The organism is Citrobacter sp. Cpo030, from assembly GCF_030333005.1.
Taxonomy (GTDB): domain Bacteria; phylum Pseudomonadota; class Gammaproteobacteria; order Enterobacterales; family Enterobacteriaceae; genus Citrobacter; species Citrobacter portucalensis.
On record NZ_JAOWGT010000072.1, the window covers coordinates 124,064 to 140,129 of the forward strand.

15 protein-coding genes and 1 other annotated feature are annotated in these 16,066 nt (G+C 52.3%); of the genes, 6 read left to right on the forward strand and 9 right to left on the reverse strand.

What is annotated here, in order from left to right:
* Positions 1–473: 473 nt before the first annotated feature.
* On the reverse strand, positions 474–1,505 hold the full coding sequence (locus OGY37_RS17990; RefSeq protein ID WP_001395480.1) for an IS630-like element ISEc33 family transposase: 1,032 nt from the start codon (positions 1,503–1,505) through the stop codon (positions 474–476).
* Between the two features lie 609 nt (positions 1,506–2,114).
* Here OGY37_RS17990 and OGY37_RS17995 point away from each other — a divergent pair.
* Both OGY37_RS17995 and OGY37_RS18000 read left to right on the forward strand, forming a co-directional pair.
* The gene (locus OGY37_RS17995; RefSeq protein WP_003833349.1) at positions 2,115–2,390 is read left to right on the forward strand and encodes a hypothetical protein; all 276 of its coding nucleotides are present in this window, start codon (positions 2,115–2,117) and stop codon (positions 2,388–2,390) included.
* Positions 2,391–2,576: 186 nt separating this feature from the next.
* Positions 2,577–4,049: a GGDEF domain-containing protein gene (locus tag OGY37_RS18000; RefSeq protein ID WP_003833346.1), complete on the forward strand. Its 1,473-nt coding sequence runs from the start codon at positions 2,577–2,579 to the stop codon at positions 4,047–4,049.
* A gap of 32 nt (positions 4,050–4,081) precedes the next feature.
* Here OGY37_RS18000 and trpA read toward each other — a convergent pair whose 3' ends face one another.
* From trpA to trpL, 6 genes are all read right to left on the reverse strand, one after another.
* Positions 4,082–4,888: a tryptophan synthase subunit alpha gene (gene trpA / locus OGY37_RS18005; protein ID WP_148361908.1), complete on the reverse strand. Its 807-nt coding sequence runs from the start codon at positions 4,886–4,888 to the stop codon at positions 4,082–4,084.
* Positions 4,888–6,081: a tryptophan synthase subunit beta gene (gene trpB, locus OGY37_RS18010; RefSeq protein ID WP_003020645.1), complete on the reverse strand. Its 1,194-nt coding sequence runs from the start codon at positions 6,079–6,081 to the stop codon at positions 4,888–4,890. Before trpB ends, trpA begins: the two co-directional genes overlap by 1 nt.
* Before the next feature lie 10 nt (positions 6,082–6,091).
* Entirely contained in the window at positions 6,092–7,450 is a 1,359-nt protein-coding gene (trpCF, locus tag OGY37_RS18015; RefSeq protein ID WP_198579234.1) for a bifunctional indole-3-glycerol-phosphate synthase TrpC/phosphoribosylanthranilate isomerase TrpF, read from the reverse strand.
* 3 nt (positions 7,451–7,453) lie between these two features.
* Positions 7,454–9,049 carry a bifunctional anthranilate synthase glutamate amidotransferase component TrpG/anthranilate phosphoribosyltransferase TrpD gene (gene trpD, locus OGY37_RS18020; RefSeq protein ID WP_003020639.1) on the reverse strand — a complete coding sequence of 532 codons (1,596 nt, stop codon included), beginning with the start codon at positions 9,047–9,049 and terminating at the stop codon, positions 7,454–7,456.
* Positions 9,049–10,611, reverse strand: a complete 1,563-nt coding sequence (locus OGY37_RS18025) for an anthranilate synthase component 1 (RefSeq protein WP_286621452.1) — start codon at positions 10,609–10,611, stop codon at positions 9,049–9,051. Before OGY37_RS18025 ends, trpD begins: the two co-directional genes overlap by 1 nt.
* Positions 10,612–10,634: 23 nt before the next feature.
* Positions 10,635–10,729, reverse strand: a sequence feature (Trp leader region).
* Positions 10,706–10,750 carry a trp operon leader peptide gene (trpL, locus tag OGY37_RS18030; protein WP_012905981.1) on the reverse strand — a complete coding sequence of 15 codons (45 nt, stop codon included), beginning with the start codon at positions 10,748–10,750 and terminating at the stop codon, positions 10,706–10,708. (Overlaps the previous feature by 24 nt.)
* A gap of 135 nt (positions 10,751–10,885) precedes the next feature.
* On the opposite strand from trpL, the gene rnm reads away from it, so the two are divergent.
* The 3 genes from rnm (at position 10,886) to rluB (ending at position 13,357) form a co-directional block, all read left to right on the forward strand.
* A complete protein-coding gene (rnm, locus tag OGY37_RS18035) occupies positions 10,886–11,764 on the forward strand; it encodes an RNase RNM (RefSeq protein ID WP_148361910.1) in 879 nt (292 codons plus the stop codon).
* A complete protein-coding gene (locus OGY37_RS18040) occupies positions 11,761–12,381 on the forward strand; it encodes an L-threonylcarbamoyladenylate synthase (protein WP_003833336.1) in 621 nt (206 codons plus the stop codon). Before rnm ends, OGY37_RS18040 begins: the two co-directional genes overlap by 4 nt.
* 100 nt (positions 12,382–12,481) lie before the next feature.
* Complete coding sequence (gene rluB, locus OGY37_RS18045) at positions 12,482–13,357, forward strand: 23S rRNA pseudouridine(2605) synthase RluB (protein ID WP_003020625.1); 876 nt, start codon at positions 12,482–12,484, stop codon at positions 13,355–13,357.
* A gap of 83 nt (positions 13,358–13,440) precedes the next feature.
* On the opposite strand, the gene cobO is transcribed toward rluB, so the two are convergent.
* Together cobO and OGY37_RS18055 are read right to left on the reverse strand one after the other, a co-directional pair.
* Positions 13,441–14,031, reverse strand: a complete 591-nt coding sequence (gene cobO / locus OGY37_RS18050; RefSeq protein ID WP_286552684.1) for a cob(I)yrinic acid a,c-diamide adenosyltransferase — start codon at positions 14,029–14,031, stop codon at positions 13,441–13,443.
* Positions 14,028–14,789 carry a YciK family oxidoreductase gene (locus OGY37_RS18055; protein WP_003833331.1) on the reverse strand — a complete coding sequence of 254 codons (762 nt, stop codon included), beginning with the start codon at positions 14,787–14,789 and terminating at the stop codon, positions 14,028–14,030. The genes cobO and OGY37_RS18055 overlap by 4 nt, the downstream gene beginning before the upstream one ends.
* A 221-nt stretch (positions 14,790–15,010) precedes the next feature.
* Here OGY37_RS18055 and sohB point away from each other — a divergent pair, with 221 nt between their 5' ends.
* Entirely contained in the window at positions 15,011–16,057 is a 1,047-nt protein-coding gene (sohB, locus tag OGY37_RS18060) for a protease SohB (protein ID WP_286621454.1), read from the forward strand.
* Positions 16,058–16,066: the final 9 nt, after the last annotated feature.

Here is a 16,066-nt window from a genome sequence, read left to right on the forward strand (position 1 = left end):
ATAAACGTTATACGTCCAATACGCCCCGCGATATCCTGAATCCACTCAGCGCTGCTATGAACAATTGAGATGTTAACTCCATCATTCCAGGTCATCCTGATGCAAGCACAACGTGAGTTCCTCGCTTATCGCTGTCCCGACAGTATGAGTGAAGCTTTTCATCAGACTTTTCATCAGATAGTCTGGTCCGCTTCACGCTCAGAGTCGTCCAGCGATTGACAGTCTCAGGCAGTATGGAAACAATGAGTACAAGTACACTGTTATTACAAACTCGGATATTTTCCATCGTCATCAACTAAAAAGATCTGAGATAGATACCAGGTATCATTTTCTTTGGACAATTGATATTCATAAATAGGTGAATAATACTGCCTTGATAATTTGGTCGTTACGACCGCTATTTTTTCAGTAATCTGAACCGATATGATCTTCTCTTGCTCAGGGTCATGACTAAATAGCTGCGCCTAATACCGCTACACTTTTGCCTGACCATGTTTTCCTCCGGGGAATGGGCTGGCGGTTTCCATAAAATGGCGGACCTTTTTCAGTAACTGCCACATTGAGCGGCACTGATGATTACGGGTTATCGTGTCATGAAGTGCCTGCCATAGCCGTTCCACATGATTCACCCACGGCGAGTAAACCGGCTGGTAAATTACCCTGAACTTGGGATTTGCTTTCAACCAGCGCTGTGTTTCGCGGCTTTTATGGATAATGTAGTTATCAACGATCAGCGTGATTGTTTTCGCCCGCCGGTAAGTGGCTTTCAGGTGCTTCAGCAGAGCGATAAACAGCGCTGAACTTTTGCTGTTGCCGCCCACGTAGCTGACTTTACCCGTGCCACTGTGCAGTGCGCCGGCCAGATAGTATTTTTCGTTCTGCCCCGGCGTCACTACCCGTTTCTGCTGTCCGCGCAACTGCCAGTCCGCACCGATTTTAGGGTTAAGGTGGATATCCACTTCATCTTCATAAAATACCGGATGCTCTGCGCTGCATTCATCCAGCGCTTTGTGGATTACCGCCATCTTTTCATCTTTATGTGGGTCACGGATACGCAGAGTTGGCGCGGCCCTGCGCCATACAAGCCCCGCAGATGGCAACCAGCGGCGAACGGTTCCTGCATGTAACTGGCAACCGGTTATCTCATTGATTTTTATTGCCAGTAATTCGGTGCTCCAGCGTGAACGTTGATAACCAAAATCGCCGGGAGAATGCTTTATCAGCTCACGTAACAGGGTGCAGATATGTTCAAAAGGCCAGCGTCGGGAGCGCCCTGCGGGTAAGGATTTCAGGCCTTCAATACCTGAGTGCGTAAACCAGTTAATCCAGCGACCAACGGATGAACGGGCACAACAGAGAGTTCTGGCAACATCGCTGACCCGTTCACCCCGATGAAGCATCAGCATGGCCGTGAGTCTGCGGGCATGATTTTTATCACGCGTTTTATGAATAGCTTTCTGCATCAGGCGTCGTTCGCCACGGGGTATTGGTACTATGATCGGCATCGCTCAGTCCGGTTGGTGATTTTGGTTGGTTTGGCGATTGATCAGATCGCACAATCCGGGCTGAGTTCCCTTTCAGTGATCTACTATTCCGCGCAGCTATTTAGACTCAGAACCAAAAGCTATAGGCTCGCTCTGAAAACCAGGTTTTGTATATTTTTTCAAAAGCTCATTCCAACCCTTCTGGGCCTGGAGCATAACTTCTTGCTTTCCGTCGTTCTGATTTCTCTGGAATGACTGGTCATTCCAATATTTATAATCCCTCTGGAAAGCGGTGACTACCTGTTCCGGAGTATTTGCCAGTATGTCCCCAGCGCTTAAAAATCCAACGCTTAACACAACTAATTTAATCAACAGATGTCTCAACAAGTTCACCCATATTTGGTATGCTTTAAACCAGTGTCTCGCAAGGGACTTTTTGAAGTCAACTTAATTAATAGTTGCACAACCAGGATGACTGAACTGTATAGATTCCGGGCATGCCTGACAGTGGTTAGCAACCAGGAAACATTCCCCTTGTTCTTTATTTAAAATTCTGGGGAAAACATCGAGCCTTTCTCCCCTTTGATGTAGTGCTACTCTTTAAGCAAACCAACTTTGAGGGTATTGATGATGATGTTGACCCGCCATCTGCTACAGCAAAAAATCACACTTCTGGAACCGTTCTCCGAAGATCAAACGGCAGCATTTGCCGTGAGTGCTGCACGTGAGTTATTGCTTTACATGGATAAAATTGAGGCGCTGGAGAAAATTATTGCGACTCCGGTTACACTACCTTATTGCAGCGCAAGTCCGGTTTGTGAGATTGAGGCGGGCTATGCCGCAGGCGTAAACGACTGCCGCGAGGCCATCCGGCGGGCAGGATATCCTATCGAAGGTGATGATTAGTTTGCGTTTATGTTAACAAATATGTGATTTTATTGTATAAATATGTAACCTAAGCGCGCGACTGCGGGCTACATCAACTTACCTGCTTCGGAGTGGCAAACATTCTCTATCAACGTACAACGCTGTTATGCAACAACATAAACGGGTAACCGATTTGGCAATACTGTTAACTATCAGGGTGGACTCGTGAAGATTGTGCAGGATAAGCTCAGAAACAGGCAGGCACTGCTGGTATCAGGGCTCATTACGTTGATATTTACTTCGTTGTTTCTGTTTATTATTTATGAACAGCGAATGGCCGCTGCCAGCGAAGGTGTCAACCGCCTGCAAGCGCGCATGATGGACATTTTTAACGATAACGAGCTGATCGCCGATGCGATTGGTGAGCGTTATCACCATATCAAAACGGGGGAACAATGCGGCGATATTTCAAAATTTGTTCTCCGGGATGAGGATGAATGGGGAATTAACGCCGATCCAAAGCGACTGCATTCGGCGACGGGGACAATGGTTGCCCAGCAAACCAGTCACAACGCGCTGTGTATGTATACGGCGGCTGAATTTATTCGCGGTATGGTCAATGAGCTAAACCCGGGCAGCTTCGATGCACATCGTTATATCATCGCCAAAAATTCAGATTATTTTTACTGGTTTATGGCTTCCGATTCACGCAATTTCAGTTTCTCAAATTCTGAAATGGCGCGGGATATCACTCAATTTTTCTACCCGCCCGTCGATTTCTATACCCGATTACTGCAAAAAAACGTCAAAAACAAAGCCCTTAGTTCGACGAATTTTTATACCGATAAAATTACCGGTGAAAAAGCTTACAGCGTGGTGAGTTATATCTACGATCTGTCTGGCAAAGAGATATCAGACCAAATCGTAGCCTATCTGGTCTATGACCATTCAAAGCCCGAATTGCAGGAAGCGTTAGCCCAGGCATTTGACAACCAAATTCCACCGGAGCTGAACGTGGAGTTGGTGAATTTAACAAACCATGAGAGTCTCTGTTTATCCGGCAAATGTACAAGTCAATCCCGCTTTATGGTGCGCAATTTTTCGGAGAAATATGCACTGCACTATTCGCTATCATTAGGTCGTTTTATGGTACGCGACACACATGCTGGGATCGTGATTCTGCTGGCGCCGTTCTTTTTCATCATGATCAGTTTCTCACTCAAATCATGGCTGAATGAAAGCGACCTCAAGGTTTATATCGATACTCTGACCGGCTGTTTTAACCGCCGAATACTCGACATTATCAAGCGTCGGGATTTATCACACTGTTCGGTGGTGCTACTGGACTGCAATAAATTCAAGGCCGTCAATGATACCTGGGGCCACGCGGCAGGCGATCGCGCGCTGCAAATTATCGCCAACAGGATGCTGTCAAACACCCGCACCAGCCACGATATTGTGATTCGTACCGGCGGGGATGAATTTATGATCCTGCTGTTTCGATCACAGGCAACTGACGCTATAGCAATCGCGCAACGTATTAGCGGGCAGGTGACCAGTCATGTGTTCGTTGTGGACGGCCATACCGTGCCATTGTCAGTATCGTGGGGAATTGCAGAGGTGAACGATGAACTGGATGTGGCCATTCAGAATGCGGATAGCGCTATGTATAGAATGAAGCACACGAAAGAAGGGTGAAACCGCCAGCTGTCACTGGCGGTTGATTTAACTTACTGCTGGGTGGCGGCTTTCATTGCGCTGACAAACGCTTTCAGTTCAGTCAGCATCTGATCCGGTGCCGCAACATTTTTCTCAATGATCTTCACAATTGCCGAGCCGGAAATTGCACCGGCAGCACCGGCTTCAATAGCACCAGCGACCTGTTCAGGCGCAGAAATACCAAAGCCCTGTAAAGAAGGCGGAGCATCATATTGTTTCAGCTTTTCAACCAGATGATGCAGCGGTAATGCCGCACGATTTTCTGCACCGGTCACACCTGCACGTGAAAGCAGATAAGTGTAGCCACGGCCATAAGAGGCAATCTGGCGTAGCAGTTCTTCATCAGCGTTCGGCGGGCAGATGAAAATCGGTGCGATGTTGTGGCGGAGCGCTGCAGTTCTGAACGGGGCAGACTCCTCAACAGGCACATCGGCTACCAACACAGAATCCACACCCACTTTTTCGCACTGGGCGTAAAACTCGTCAATGCCCTTGCTGAAGACCAGGTTGGCATACATCAGCAACCCAATGGGAATCGTCGGATGCTTCTGGCGAATCAGCGCCAGCATTTCAAAGCATTGCGACGGTGTGACGCCGGCGGCAAACGCTCGCAGGGTGGCTTCCTGTATGGTCGGACCGTCTGCCAGCGGATCGGAGAAAGGAATGCCGAGCTCAAGCGCGTCGGCACCGGCTTCAATCAGCGTATCAATGATTTTCAGTGACTGCTCAACAGACGGATCGCCCAGGGTTACGAAGGGGACAAAAGCGCCTTCTTTGCGGTCCTTCAGCTGTGCAAACAGGTTTTTGTAACGTTCCATCAGATTTCCCCTCGCGCTTTCAGAATATCGTGTACGGTGAAAATGTCTTTGTCGCCGCGACCGGAGAGATTAACCACCAGTAACTGCTCTTTTTCCGGATTTTCACGCATCATTTTCAACGCGTGCGCCAGGGCATGGGAGGACTCCAGTGCCGGAATAATTCCCTCGTGCAGACACAGCGTTTTGAAGGCTTCCAGTGCTTCATCATCGGTGATTGAAACATAATCTGCGCGGCCAATGCTGTTCAGGTACGCGTGCTGTGGCCCAACCGATGGGAAGTCCAGCCCTGCAGAAATAGAGTAAGACTCTTCGATCTGTCCTTCTTCGGTCTGCATCATCGGGGACTTCATGCCGAAGTAAATCCCGACACGACCATGCTTCAACGGTGCGCCGTGCTCTCCAGACTCAATTCCGTGACCGCCTGGCTCTACGCCAATCAGACCTACGCTGGTTTCATTAATAAAATCGGCGAACATACCGATGGCGTTAGAACCGCCGCCCACGCAGGCGATAACGGCGTCCGGCAGACGGCCTTCTTTTTCCAGAATCTGCGCCTTGGTTTCTTCACCGATCATGCGCTGGAACTCACGCACAATGGTCGGGAAGGGGTGCGGACCAGCCGCCGTACCGAGCATGTAGTGCGCGGTATCGTAGCTGCCAGACCAGTCGCGAAGCGCTTCGTTACAGGCATCTTTCAGCGTTGCGGAACCGCTGTGAACGGGGATAACTTCAGCGCCCATCAAACGCATACGGAAAACGTTAGGCGACTGACGTTCAACATCTTTCGCACCCATGTAAATACGGCATTTCAACCCCAGCAGTGCGCTGGCGAGAGCAGATGCAACACCGTGCTGACCCGCGCCTGTTTCGGCGATGATTTCCGTTTTACCCATGCGCTTCGCCAGCAACGCCTGACCCAGCACCTGGTTGGTTTTGTGCGCGCCGCCGTGCAGTAAATCTTCACGCTTGAGATACAGCGTTGTGTTGGTGCCTTGAGTAATGTTCTGGCACTTGGTCAGTGCGGTTGGGCGACCTGCATAGTTTTTCAGCAGGTCTGTAAACTGCGCCTGAAATTCAGGATCCTTTTGTGCGCTGACAAAAGCTTCTTCCAGCTGGCGCAGGGCAGGCATCAGAATCTGTGGCACATACATACCGCCAAATTCACCAAAGTACGGATTGAGTAATGTTGTCATGTCCTTTTCCTTAATATGCGCGCAGCGTCTGAAAGACCGAAGCCAGAAGACGTGCATCTTTAATGCCCGGCTGTGACTCTACGCCAGAATTGAAATCGAGACCGGCACAGCCGGTTTTTGCCGCGTCCACGCAGTTATCTGCGCCAAGTCCGCCTGCCAGTAAAACGTTATCCAGCGATTGTCCGCCTAAAAGTGACCAGTCAAAGCGTTGACCGCTGCCGCCCTGGCCGTTGTCGAAGACGTATTTATCGACATGCTGATAATCACGGGCTGGCAAAGTCTCGCTGACGCTGAGCGCCTTCCAGATTTGTACCTGTGCGGGCAGTACCTCGCGCAGGGCGTCAACGTAGGACTGGTCTTCGTTACCGTGCAGTTGCACGGCAGTTAGTCCCAGTTCCGCCGCTGTTGCGCTCACGTCGGTAATATCTGAGTTGCGAAACACCCCGACGTATTGCAGCGGCGCGCCGGTCATGACCTCTCGCGCTTGTTCAACGTTGACCGCGCGCGGTGATGTGGGGACAAAAATCACGCCGCCGTAAATGGCACCCGCTTCGTATGCCGCATTTGCATCCTGAGCCCGGGTTAAACCGCAGACTTTATTCTCGCCGAGCAGTACGCGACGCACGGCGGCGTGCAGATCATCATGCGACATCAGCGCGGAGCCAATCAGAAAACCGTTGGCGAAGTGGCTGAGCTCGCGCACCTGACCATAGGTGTTGATCCCGGACTCGCTGATGACGGTAACACCGTGACCCAGTCGCGGCGCCAGTTGACGGGTACGATTCAGATCAATCGACAGGTCGCGTAAATCACGGTTGTTGATACCAACGACTTTGGCGCCCAGTGCGATAGCACGCTCCAGCTCTTCTTCGTTGCTGACTTCGGTCAGTACGCCCATTTTCAGACTGTGGGCGACGGCGGCGAGTTGACGATATTGCTCATCATCGAGCACCGACAGCATCAATAAACAGGCGTCCGCCTGGTAGAAACGTGCCAGGTAAATCTGGTAAGGATCGATAATAAAGTCCTTGCACAGAATCGGCTGCGGTGCGATGCGGCTGACGATGGGCAGGAAATCAAAGCTCCCCTGGAAATACTTCTCATCGGTCAGTACAGAGATCGCGGAAGCATAATGTTTATAGACGCCAGCAATTTGTGCCGGGTCGAAATCATCACGGATCACGCCTTTTGATGGAGATGCCTTTTTGCACTCCAGAATAAAGGCGGTGCGCGCACCTTGCAGCGCATCGTAGAAATCACGTGAGCCAGGCTGAACATCATTTTGAAAGCTGGCCAGCGGTTGTTGCTGTTTGCGGGCTTCTACCCAAATCGCCTTGTCTGCGACAATTTTCGCTAAAACGGTTTGCATCATTTACCCTCTTGCTGCCAGTGCAGTGACGCGGTCATAGGCCGCACCGCTACGCAGTACATTAATCACGGTTTGCGCATTGGCTTTTAAATCTTCTTCACCGTGCAGGCGCATTAACATGGCGACATTTGCGGCAACAGCAGCCTCATGAGCGGCTTCACCTTTACCTTGTAACAAGCGACTAAGAATGTCACGGTTTTCTTCCGGCGTGCCGCCAGCCAGCTGTTCCTGGTGGTAAGGCGTCAGACCAAAGTCTTCTGCCGTCAGTTGATAACTCTTGATTTCCCCATCGTGCAGCTCTGCCACAATGGTCGGTGCATGCAGCGAAACTTCGTCCATGCCACCACTGTGAACCACGGCTGCCCGTTGATATCCCAGCACGCGCAGCGTTTCAGCAATCGGTAGCACCAGTTCCGGACTGTAAACGCCGATCAGCGCCAGCGGCGGATGCGCCGGGTTAATCAACGGGCCGAGCACGTTAAACAGCGTGCGGGTTTTCAACTGCTGGCGTACCGGCATGGCATGGCGAAAACCGGTGTGATATTTCGGCGCAAACAGAAAGCACACGCCGAGGTCGTCAAGCGCCTGACGGGATTTATCGGCGTTCATATCCAGATTGATGCCAAATGCCGCTAACAGATCCGAAGAGCCAGACTTGCTGGAGACGCTACGATTTCCGTGTTTGGCCACTTTCAGTCCGCAAGCCGCCGCAACAAAGGCGCTGGCGGTAGAAATATTGATACTGTTGCTGCCGTCGCCGCCGGTACCGACAATATCGGCAAACAGATAATCAGGGCGTGGGAACGGGGCTGCGTTTTCCAGCAGCGCGGTTGCCGCACCGGCAATTTCATTCGGGTGTTCGCCACGAATTTTCATGCTCACCAGCGCCGCAGCCAGTTGTTCCGGCTTCAGTTCACCACGAACCACGGCAGAGAACAGCTGGTGGCTTTCCTGCTGGGACAGCGTCTGGGCCTGGTACAGTTTCTCCAGAATGGGTTGCAGCGTATTGGTTTGTTCAAGCTTCTGTTGCGCCCAGGCCAGCGTTTGTTCCAGCAAACGTGCGCCCTGGGTAGTCAGAATGGATTCCGGATGGAACTGGAAGCCGCAGACGCGATCGGTATCGTGACGTACCGCCATCACCATGCCGTTAAAGTGGGCGTTAATGGTCAATCCAGCAGGAACGTTGCTGCCAACCAGTGAATGATAGCGTGCCACCGGCAGCGGATTCGCCAGACCGGCAAACATCGCCTGACCGTCGTGTTCAATGCTGGATGCTTTGCCGTGCAGGATCTCTCCGGCCTGACCCACATATCCACCATAGGCTTCAACAATGGCCTGGTGTCCCAGACAAATACCGATGATTGGCAGCTTGCCGCGCAAACGGGTTAATAGCTCCGGCATGCAACCTGCTTCGCTTGGCGCACCTGGGCCTGGAGAGAGCATCAGCACCGGATTTTTCATCGTTGCTAAGCGGTCAATCAACGTCTGGGCCGGAATATGGTTGCGGTAAATCACCACGTTGTGACCATTAGTACGCAGCTGATCCGCCAGGTTATAGGTAAAAGAGTCGATATTATCGAGCAGCAGAATGTCAGCCATTAGAAGGTCTCCTGTGCGTGGTGCGCGGTGGCGATAGCACGCAGAACCGCGCGCGCTTTATTACGGGTTTCATCGGCTTCAGACTGCGGTACAGAATCCAGAACAATCCCGGCACCGGCTTGTACGGTGGCAATACCGTCTTCCACGAGGGCGGAGCGAATGACAATACAGGTATCCAGATCGCCATGCGCCGTGAAGTAACCTACCGCACCGCCGTAGCTGCCACGGCGACGACCCTCTGCCTCGGCGATAAGCTGCATGGCGCGAACTTTTGGCGCTCCGCTTAACGTGCCCATATTCATACAGGCGCGGTAAGCGTGCAGCACATCCAGATCGCTACGCAGTTCACCAACCACGCGCGAAACCAGGTGCATAACGAAGGAGTAACGATCGACTTTGGTGAGATCAGCAACGTAGCGACTGCCCGGCGTACAGATACGCGCCAGGTCGTTACGCGCCAGGTCAACCAGCATCAGGTGCTCAGAAAGCTCTTTATGGTCGGTACGCATCTCCAGCTCGATACGGCTGTCGAGGTCGCGGTCAAGCGAACCGTCCGCACGACGACCGCGCGGGCGAGTGCCAGCAATCGGGTAGATCTCAATCTGGCGGCTGGTGGCATCGTATTTCAGCGAGCTTTCCGGGGAGGCGCCAAACAGCGTGAAATCGTTGTCCTGCATGAAAAACATGTATGGGCTGGGGTTACTTTTCTTCAGCACATAGTAGGCCGCCAGCGGAGATGGGCAGGGCAGCGAGAAACGGCGGGATGGCACCACCTGGAAAATTTCGCCCGCGCGAATCGCTTTTTGCATGCCACGAACTACGGCGCCAAACTCTTCATCGCTCTGATTGCACTCGCAGCGCATCTGCGGGACTTCAGTGACCGGCAATGGCGGCGCAGGCTCGGTAAGCTGCTGGCTCAACTGCGCCAGACGAGCGTTAAGACGCTGTTTTTCCGCATCATTGGGGGTAAAAATACTGGCCTGAATACGGGTGCTTTTTTTCTGGTGGTCGATAACCATCAGCGTTTCTGCCAGATAGAAGCAATAGTCAGGGCAACGGTTGCCCGCTTCAAGCTGTGGCAACTCTTCAAAACCCGCAACCAGATCGTAAGAAAACAGACCGCCGAAGAACATCGCTTCACGTTCTTGTACAGGAACATTCACCAGCTCCTGCAGTAAGCGAAAAGCGTCAAATACGGAAAGAGAACATAAGCGGGCGTCTTCATCCAGCAGCGGGCTGACAGCGGGGAATCGCAGATGACGACCATTCGGCTGTTTTTCATTCTCAACGCCAGCGGGCAGGGCTGCATCCAGTAGGGGCAGCAGCGATGCGCCGTTTGCGGATAATGCCTGAATGGTGACAGTGTCACCGAGAGCGGTAATGCGTAATGCGCTATCGACCAGCAGCAGGCTCTTCAGATCGTCTTTGCTGTCGATATCTGCAGATTCCAGCAGCAGCGTTGCCGGACGTGCGCCACACACCTGATGAAACAGCGCCGTCGGATTCTCACGGTAGGCGGCATCGCAGGCAAGCAGTTCGAGTGTCGTTTTTTGAGTTTGCATCGTTATTCTCATTAATTTTGTTCAAAAAAAAGCCCGCTCATTTGGCGGGCCGGGTATCTGGTTGCATATTGCAGACGTAAGACACTGCCCGAAATCAGGAAGTGCGCCACCAACCGTGCAGAACAAATGTTGCTTTCATCTCAGATACCTTCTTCATGTGAACTTGCGTACTAGTTAACTAGTTCGATGGAATAAAGTCAACACCTGATTTCAGTATATTTGTCGAAACCGCTATGATGAGCGTGTTACGACATTTATTGAAACGGGAGCCGCCTTGAGCGACACGAATTACGCAGTGATTTATGACCTGCACAGTCATACTACAGCCTCCGATGGGCGATTAACCCCAGAAGCCTTAGTACACCGTGCGGTAGAGATGCGAGTCGGTACACTGGCGATCACCGATCATGACACCACGGCGGGCATTGCGGCGGCAAGAGAAGAAATTTCACGTTCGGGTTTAGCGTTAAATTTGATCCCTGGCGTCGAGATATCAACGGTTTGGGAAAACCATGAGATCCATATAGTGGGTCTGAACATTGATATCGACCATCCAATGATGTGCGAATTTCTGGCGCAACAAACGGAACGTCGTCAGCAGCGTGCGCGCCTGATTGCCGAACGACTCGACAAAGCGCATATCCCCGGCGCGTTGGAAGGGGCGTTACGTCTGGCTGATGGCGGGGCGGTTACGCGGGGCCATTTTGCGCGTTTCCTGGTGGAATGCGGAAAAGCCACAACCATGGCGGATGTCTTTAAAAAATATCTTGCCCGTGGGAAAACCGGTTACGTTCCGCCACAGTGGTGTACAATAGAACAAGCTATTGATGTCATTCATCATTCTGGCGGTAAGGCTGTTCTGGCTCATCCTGGGCGGTACGATCTTAGCGCTAAGTGGCTGAAAAGACTGGTTGCACATTTTGCTGAACATCGCGGCGACGCGATGGAAGTGGCACAGTGCCAGCAGTCTCCCAATGAACGCACCCATCTGGCGACGCTTGCGCGTTCGCATCAACTGTGGGCATCGCAAGGGTCCGATTTTCATCTACCCTGCCCATGGATTGAGTTGGGGCGTAAACTTTGGTTGCCCGCAGGCGTAGAAGGCGTCTGGCAACTTTGGGAGCAGCCCGAGATCACAGAGAGGAAAGTATGAGCCAGTTTTTTTATATTCATCCCGAAAACCCGCAGCAGCGACTGATCAATCAGGCCGTTGAAATCGTGCGTAAAGGTGGGGTGATCGTCTATCCAACCGATTCCGGCTATGCGTTGGGCTGCAAAATTGAAGATAAAGGCGCAATGGAGCGCATTTGCCGCATCCGTCACCTGCCGGACGGACACAACTTTACGCTGATGTGTCGTGACCTGTCAGAACTGTCGACCTATTCGTTTGTCGACAACGTGGCCTTCCGTTTAATTAAAAACAACACGCCGGGCAACTACACCTTCATCCTGAAAGGGACGAAAGAAGTTCCGCGCCGTTTGTTGCAGGAAAAACGAAAGACCATTGGCCTGCGTGTGCCTTCGAATCCGATAGCGCTGGCGCTGCTGGAAGCGCTGGGCGAACCGATGCTCTCTACATCACTGATGCTGCCGGGCAGTGAATTTACCGAGTCAGATCCGGAAGAAATTAAAGACCGCCTGGAAAAACTGGTGGATTTGATTATCCACGGTGGCTATCTCGGCCAGCAGCCGACCACGGTCATCGATTTAACCGACGATTCTCCGGTGGTGTTGCGTGAAGGCGTCGGTGACGTTAAACCTTTCTTATAAGGGCGCGAACCGCTATACTACGCGGCCTTAAAATGGCGCTGACTGGCGCCGTTGATTCTCCTGTTCGACGCCTGTGAAGGCGACATCTAAAGGAAGCTCTATGAGCGAAAAGTTACAAAAAGTGCTGGCGCGCGCTGGCCACGGTTCTCGCCGTGAAATCGAATCTATTATTGCCGCGGGTCGCGTGAGCGTTGATGGCAAAATTGCCACGCTCGGCGATCGCGTTGAAGTCACTCCGGGTCTGAAAATCCGTATCGACGGTCATCTGATTTCGGTTAAAGAGTCTGCGGAGCAAATCTGCCGCGTTCTGGCCTATTACAAGCCAGAAGGCGAACTGTGTACCCGTAACGACCCGGAAGGTCGTCCGACCGTTTTTGATCGTTTGCCAAAACTGCGTGATGCGCGCTGGATTGCCGTAGGGCGTCTGGACGTGAATACCTGCGGTTTACTGCTGTTTACCACCGATGGTGAGCTGGCTAACCGTCTGATGCACCCAAGCCGCGAAGTTGAACGTGAATATGCGGTACGTGTGTTTGGTCAGGTTGATGATGCAAAACTGCGCGATCTGAGTCGTGGCGTGCAGCTGGAAGATGGTCCGGCGGCATTTAAAACGATCAAGTTCAGCGGTGGTGAAGGGATCAACCAGTGGTATAACGTCACGCTGACCGAAGGGCGTAACCGCGAAGTCCGTCGCCTGTGGGAAGCTGTAGGTGTCCAGGTAAGCCGTCTTATTCGTGTTCGTTACGGTGATATTCCGCTGCCGAAAGGCCTGCCGCGTGGTGGCTGGACCGAGCTTGACCTCGCGCAGACCAACTATCTGCGTGAACTGGTGGAGCTGAAGCCGGAAACGACATCTAAAGTTGCCGTCGAGAAAGATCGTCGTCGCATGAAGGCAAATCAGATCCGTCGTGCGGTGAAGCGCCACTCACAGGTCGGTAGCAGCCGTCGTCCGGGTGGTCGTAGCAACAACGGTTAATCATGACCAGGCCTGATAAGCAAAGTGCCATCAGGCGTGAGCGTGGAGCCGGATACGGCGTAAACGCCTTATCCGGCCTGGTGTCAGTAATCGATCCCTATTTGGGCCTTCACGCCCGCTTCAAACGCATGCTTGACCGGGCGCAGCTCGCTGACCGTATCCGCTAACTCCAGAATATCGCGATGACATCCACGGCCGGTGATAATCACCGTTTGATGGGCAGGGCGCGCATTTAGGGCAGTGATGACCTCTTCAAGCGGCAGATAGTCGTATGCCACCATATAGGTCAGCTCGTCCAGCACCACCATATCCAGTTCATCGTCGGCCAGCATCCGCTTGCCGTGTTCCCACACGGCCATACAGGCCGCGGTGTCGGACTCACGGTTTTGCGTTTCCCAGGTAAATCCTGTTGCCATAACCTGAAACTCTACGCCGTGGGGTTCAAGTAAGTTACGTTCTCCGTTTGGCCACGTACCTTTAATAAATTGTACGACGCCGACTTTTTTACCGTGGCCCACCGCGCGCGTGGCGGTACCGAATGCGGCGGTGGTTTTACCCTTACCATTTCCGGTGAACACGATGATGATCCCGCGCTCGTCCTTCGCTGCGGCAACGCGTGCGTCAACCCGATCTTTTACGCGCTGTTGACGTTGCTGATAGCGTTCTTCACTCATTGGGCAATTCCTGGTTTACGGCCCGGCTGGGCGTCAAAAGTCATACCGGTTTTACGGCGGCTGTCATCGCCCATCAGCCACAGGTAGAGCGGCATAATATCGGCGGGGGTTTTCAATTTTTGTGGATCTTCCGTGGGGAATGCGCTGGCTCGCATGCCAGTACGTGTTCCACCAGGATTGATACAGTTTACGCGCAGATGACGGTTTTGATACTCATCAGCCAGCACCTGCATCATCCCTTCGGTAGCAAATTTTGAGGTAGCATATGCTCCCCAATTGGCGCGTCCCTGGCGGCCGACGCTGGAAGAGGTAAAGACCAGCGATCCGGCATCGGATTTGAGTAACAACGGCAGCAATGCCTGAGTCAGCATAAAAGTAGCATTCACATTTACCTGCATTACATCCTGCCAGACCTGCGGGTTTTGTTCACTCATTGGGCAAATATCGCCGAGTAATCCGGCGTTATGCAGTACGCCATCCAGACGCGGGAAATGTGCGGCAATGCGCTGCGCAAGCTGGTGACATTCTTCAGAGGTACAGGTCAGTAAATCCAGTGTAAACCACTGTGGTTGTGTTCCGTTTTCATTGGCGATAGTGCGGGCAACCTGACGCAGTTTTTCTTCGTTACGCCCAAGCAGGATAACGGTCGCGCCATAGCGTGCATAGGTCTGCGCGGCTTCGCGTCCGATACCATCGCTGGCACCGGTGACAAGAATAATGCGGCCCTGTAAAAGGTCTTGTTTAGGTTGGTAATGCACGGCTACTCCTCGGCGACGCCCTGGCCATCTCGTTCGCAATAACTTTTGGGCTTTATGCCTTAAACCCTGTTCTTTTTCAATCAGCCAAAGGCAATAACACCGCAAAATGAACGCTTTGTCATGCTTTTTACTGATTCAGCACTGGATGTATGAAGCAAGACGAGGTGACACGCCTGTTGTACACTGAGCGGAAGTCGCGTTGTTTAACCAAGGTGGGTCTTGTGGAATTGTTGTCTGAATATGGGCTGTTTTTGGCAAAAATTGTCACTGTCGTGGTGGCTATTGCAGTGGTGGTGATGCTGATCGTAAACGCGACACAACGCAAACGTCAGCGTGGGGAATTGCGGGTTATTAACCTCAGCGATCAATATAAAGAGATGAAGGAAGACTTGTCGCTAGCCTTATTGGATGGGCATCAGCAAAAATTCTGGCATAAGGCGCAGAAAAAGAAACAGAAGCTGGAGGCGAAGGCCGCCAAGGCAAAAGCGAAACTGGGTGACAGCACGTCATCTGATAAACCTCGTGTATGGGTGCTTGATTTTAAAGGCAGTATGGATGCCCATGAGGTCAGCGCATTACGCGAAGAGGTGACGGCGGTGCTGGCGGTTGTTAAACCTCAGGATCAGGTGGTGGTTCGTCTGGAAAGCCCGGGTGGTGTGGTACATGGCTATGGCCTGGCTGCATCGCAATTGCAACGTCTGCGCGATAAGCAGATACCGCTAACCGTCACGGTGGATAAAGTCGCTGCGAGCGGCGGATATATGATGGCCTGCGTGGCAGATAAAATTGTCTCGGCGCCGTTTGCTATCGTCGGCTCAATTGGCGTGGTGGCGCAGATCCCGAACTTTAATCGCTTCCTGAAAGGGAAAGATATTGATATCGAACTGCACACCGCCGGACAGTACAAGCGTACGCTGACCTTACTCGGTGAAAACACGGAAGAAGGGCGTCAGAAATTCCGCGAAGATCTGAACGAAACGCATCATCTGTTTAAAGACTTTGTGCATCGCATGCGTCCGACTCTGGACATTGAACAGGTTGCCACGGGTGAACACTGGTTTGGTCAACAGGCGCTGGCAAATGGGCTGGTGGATGAGATCAATACCAGCGATGAGGTGATCCTCGGGCTGATGGAAGGTCGTGAAGTGTTGAACGTTCGCTATCTGCAGCGTAAAAAGCTGATGGAGCGTTTTACCGGTAGTGCGGCGGAGAGCGCCGATCGTTTGCTGATGCGCTGGTGGCAGCGGGGGCAGAAGCCACTGATGTAAAATTGTCAT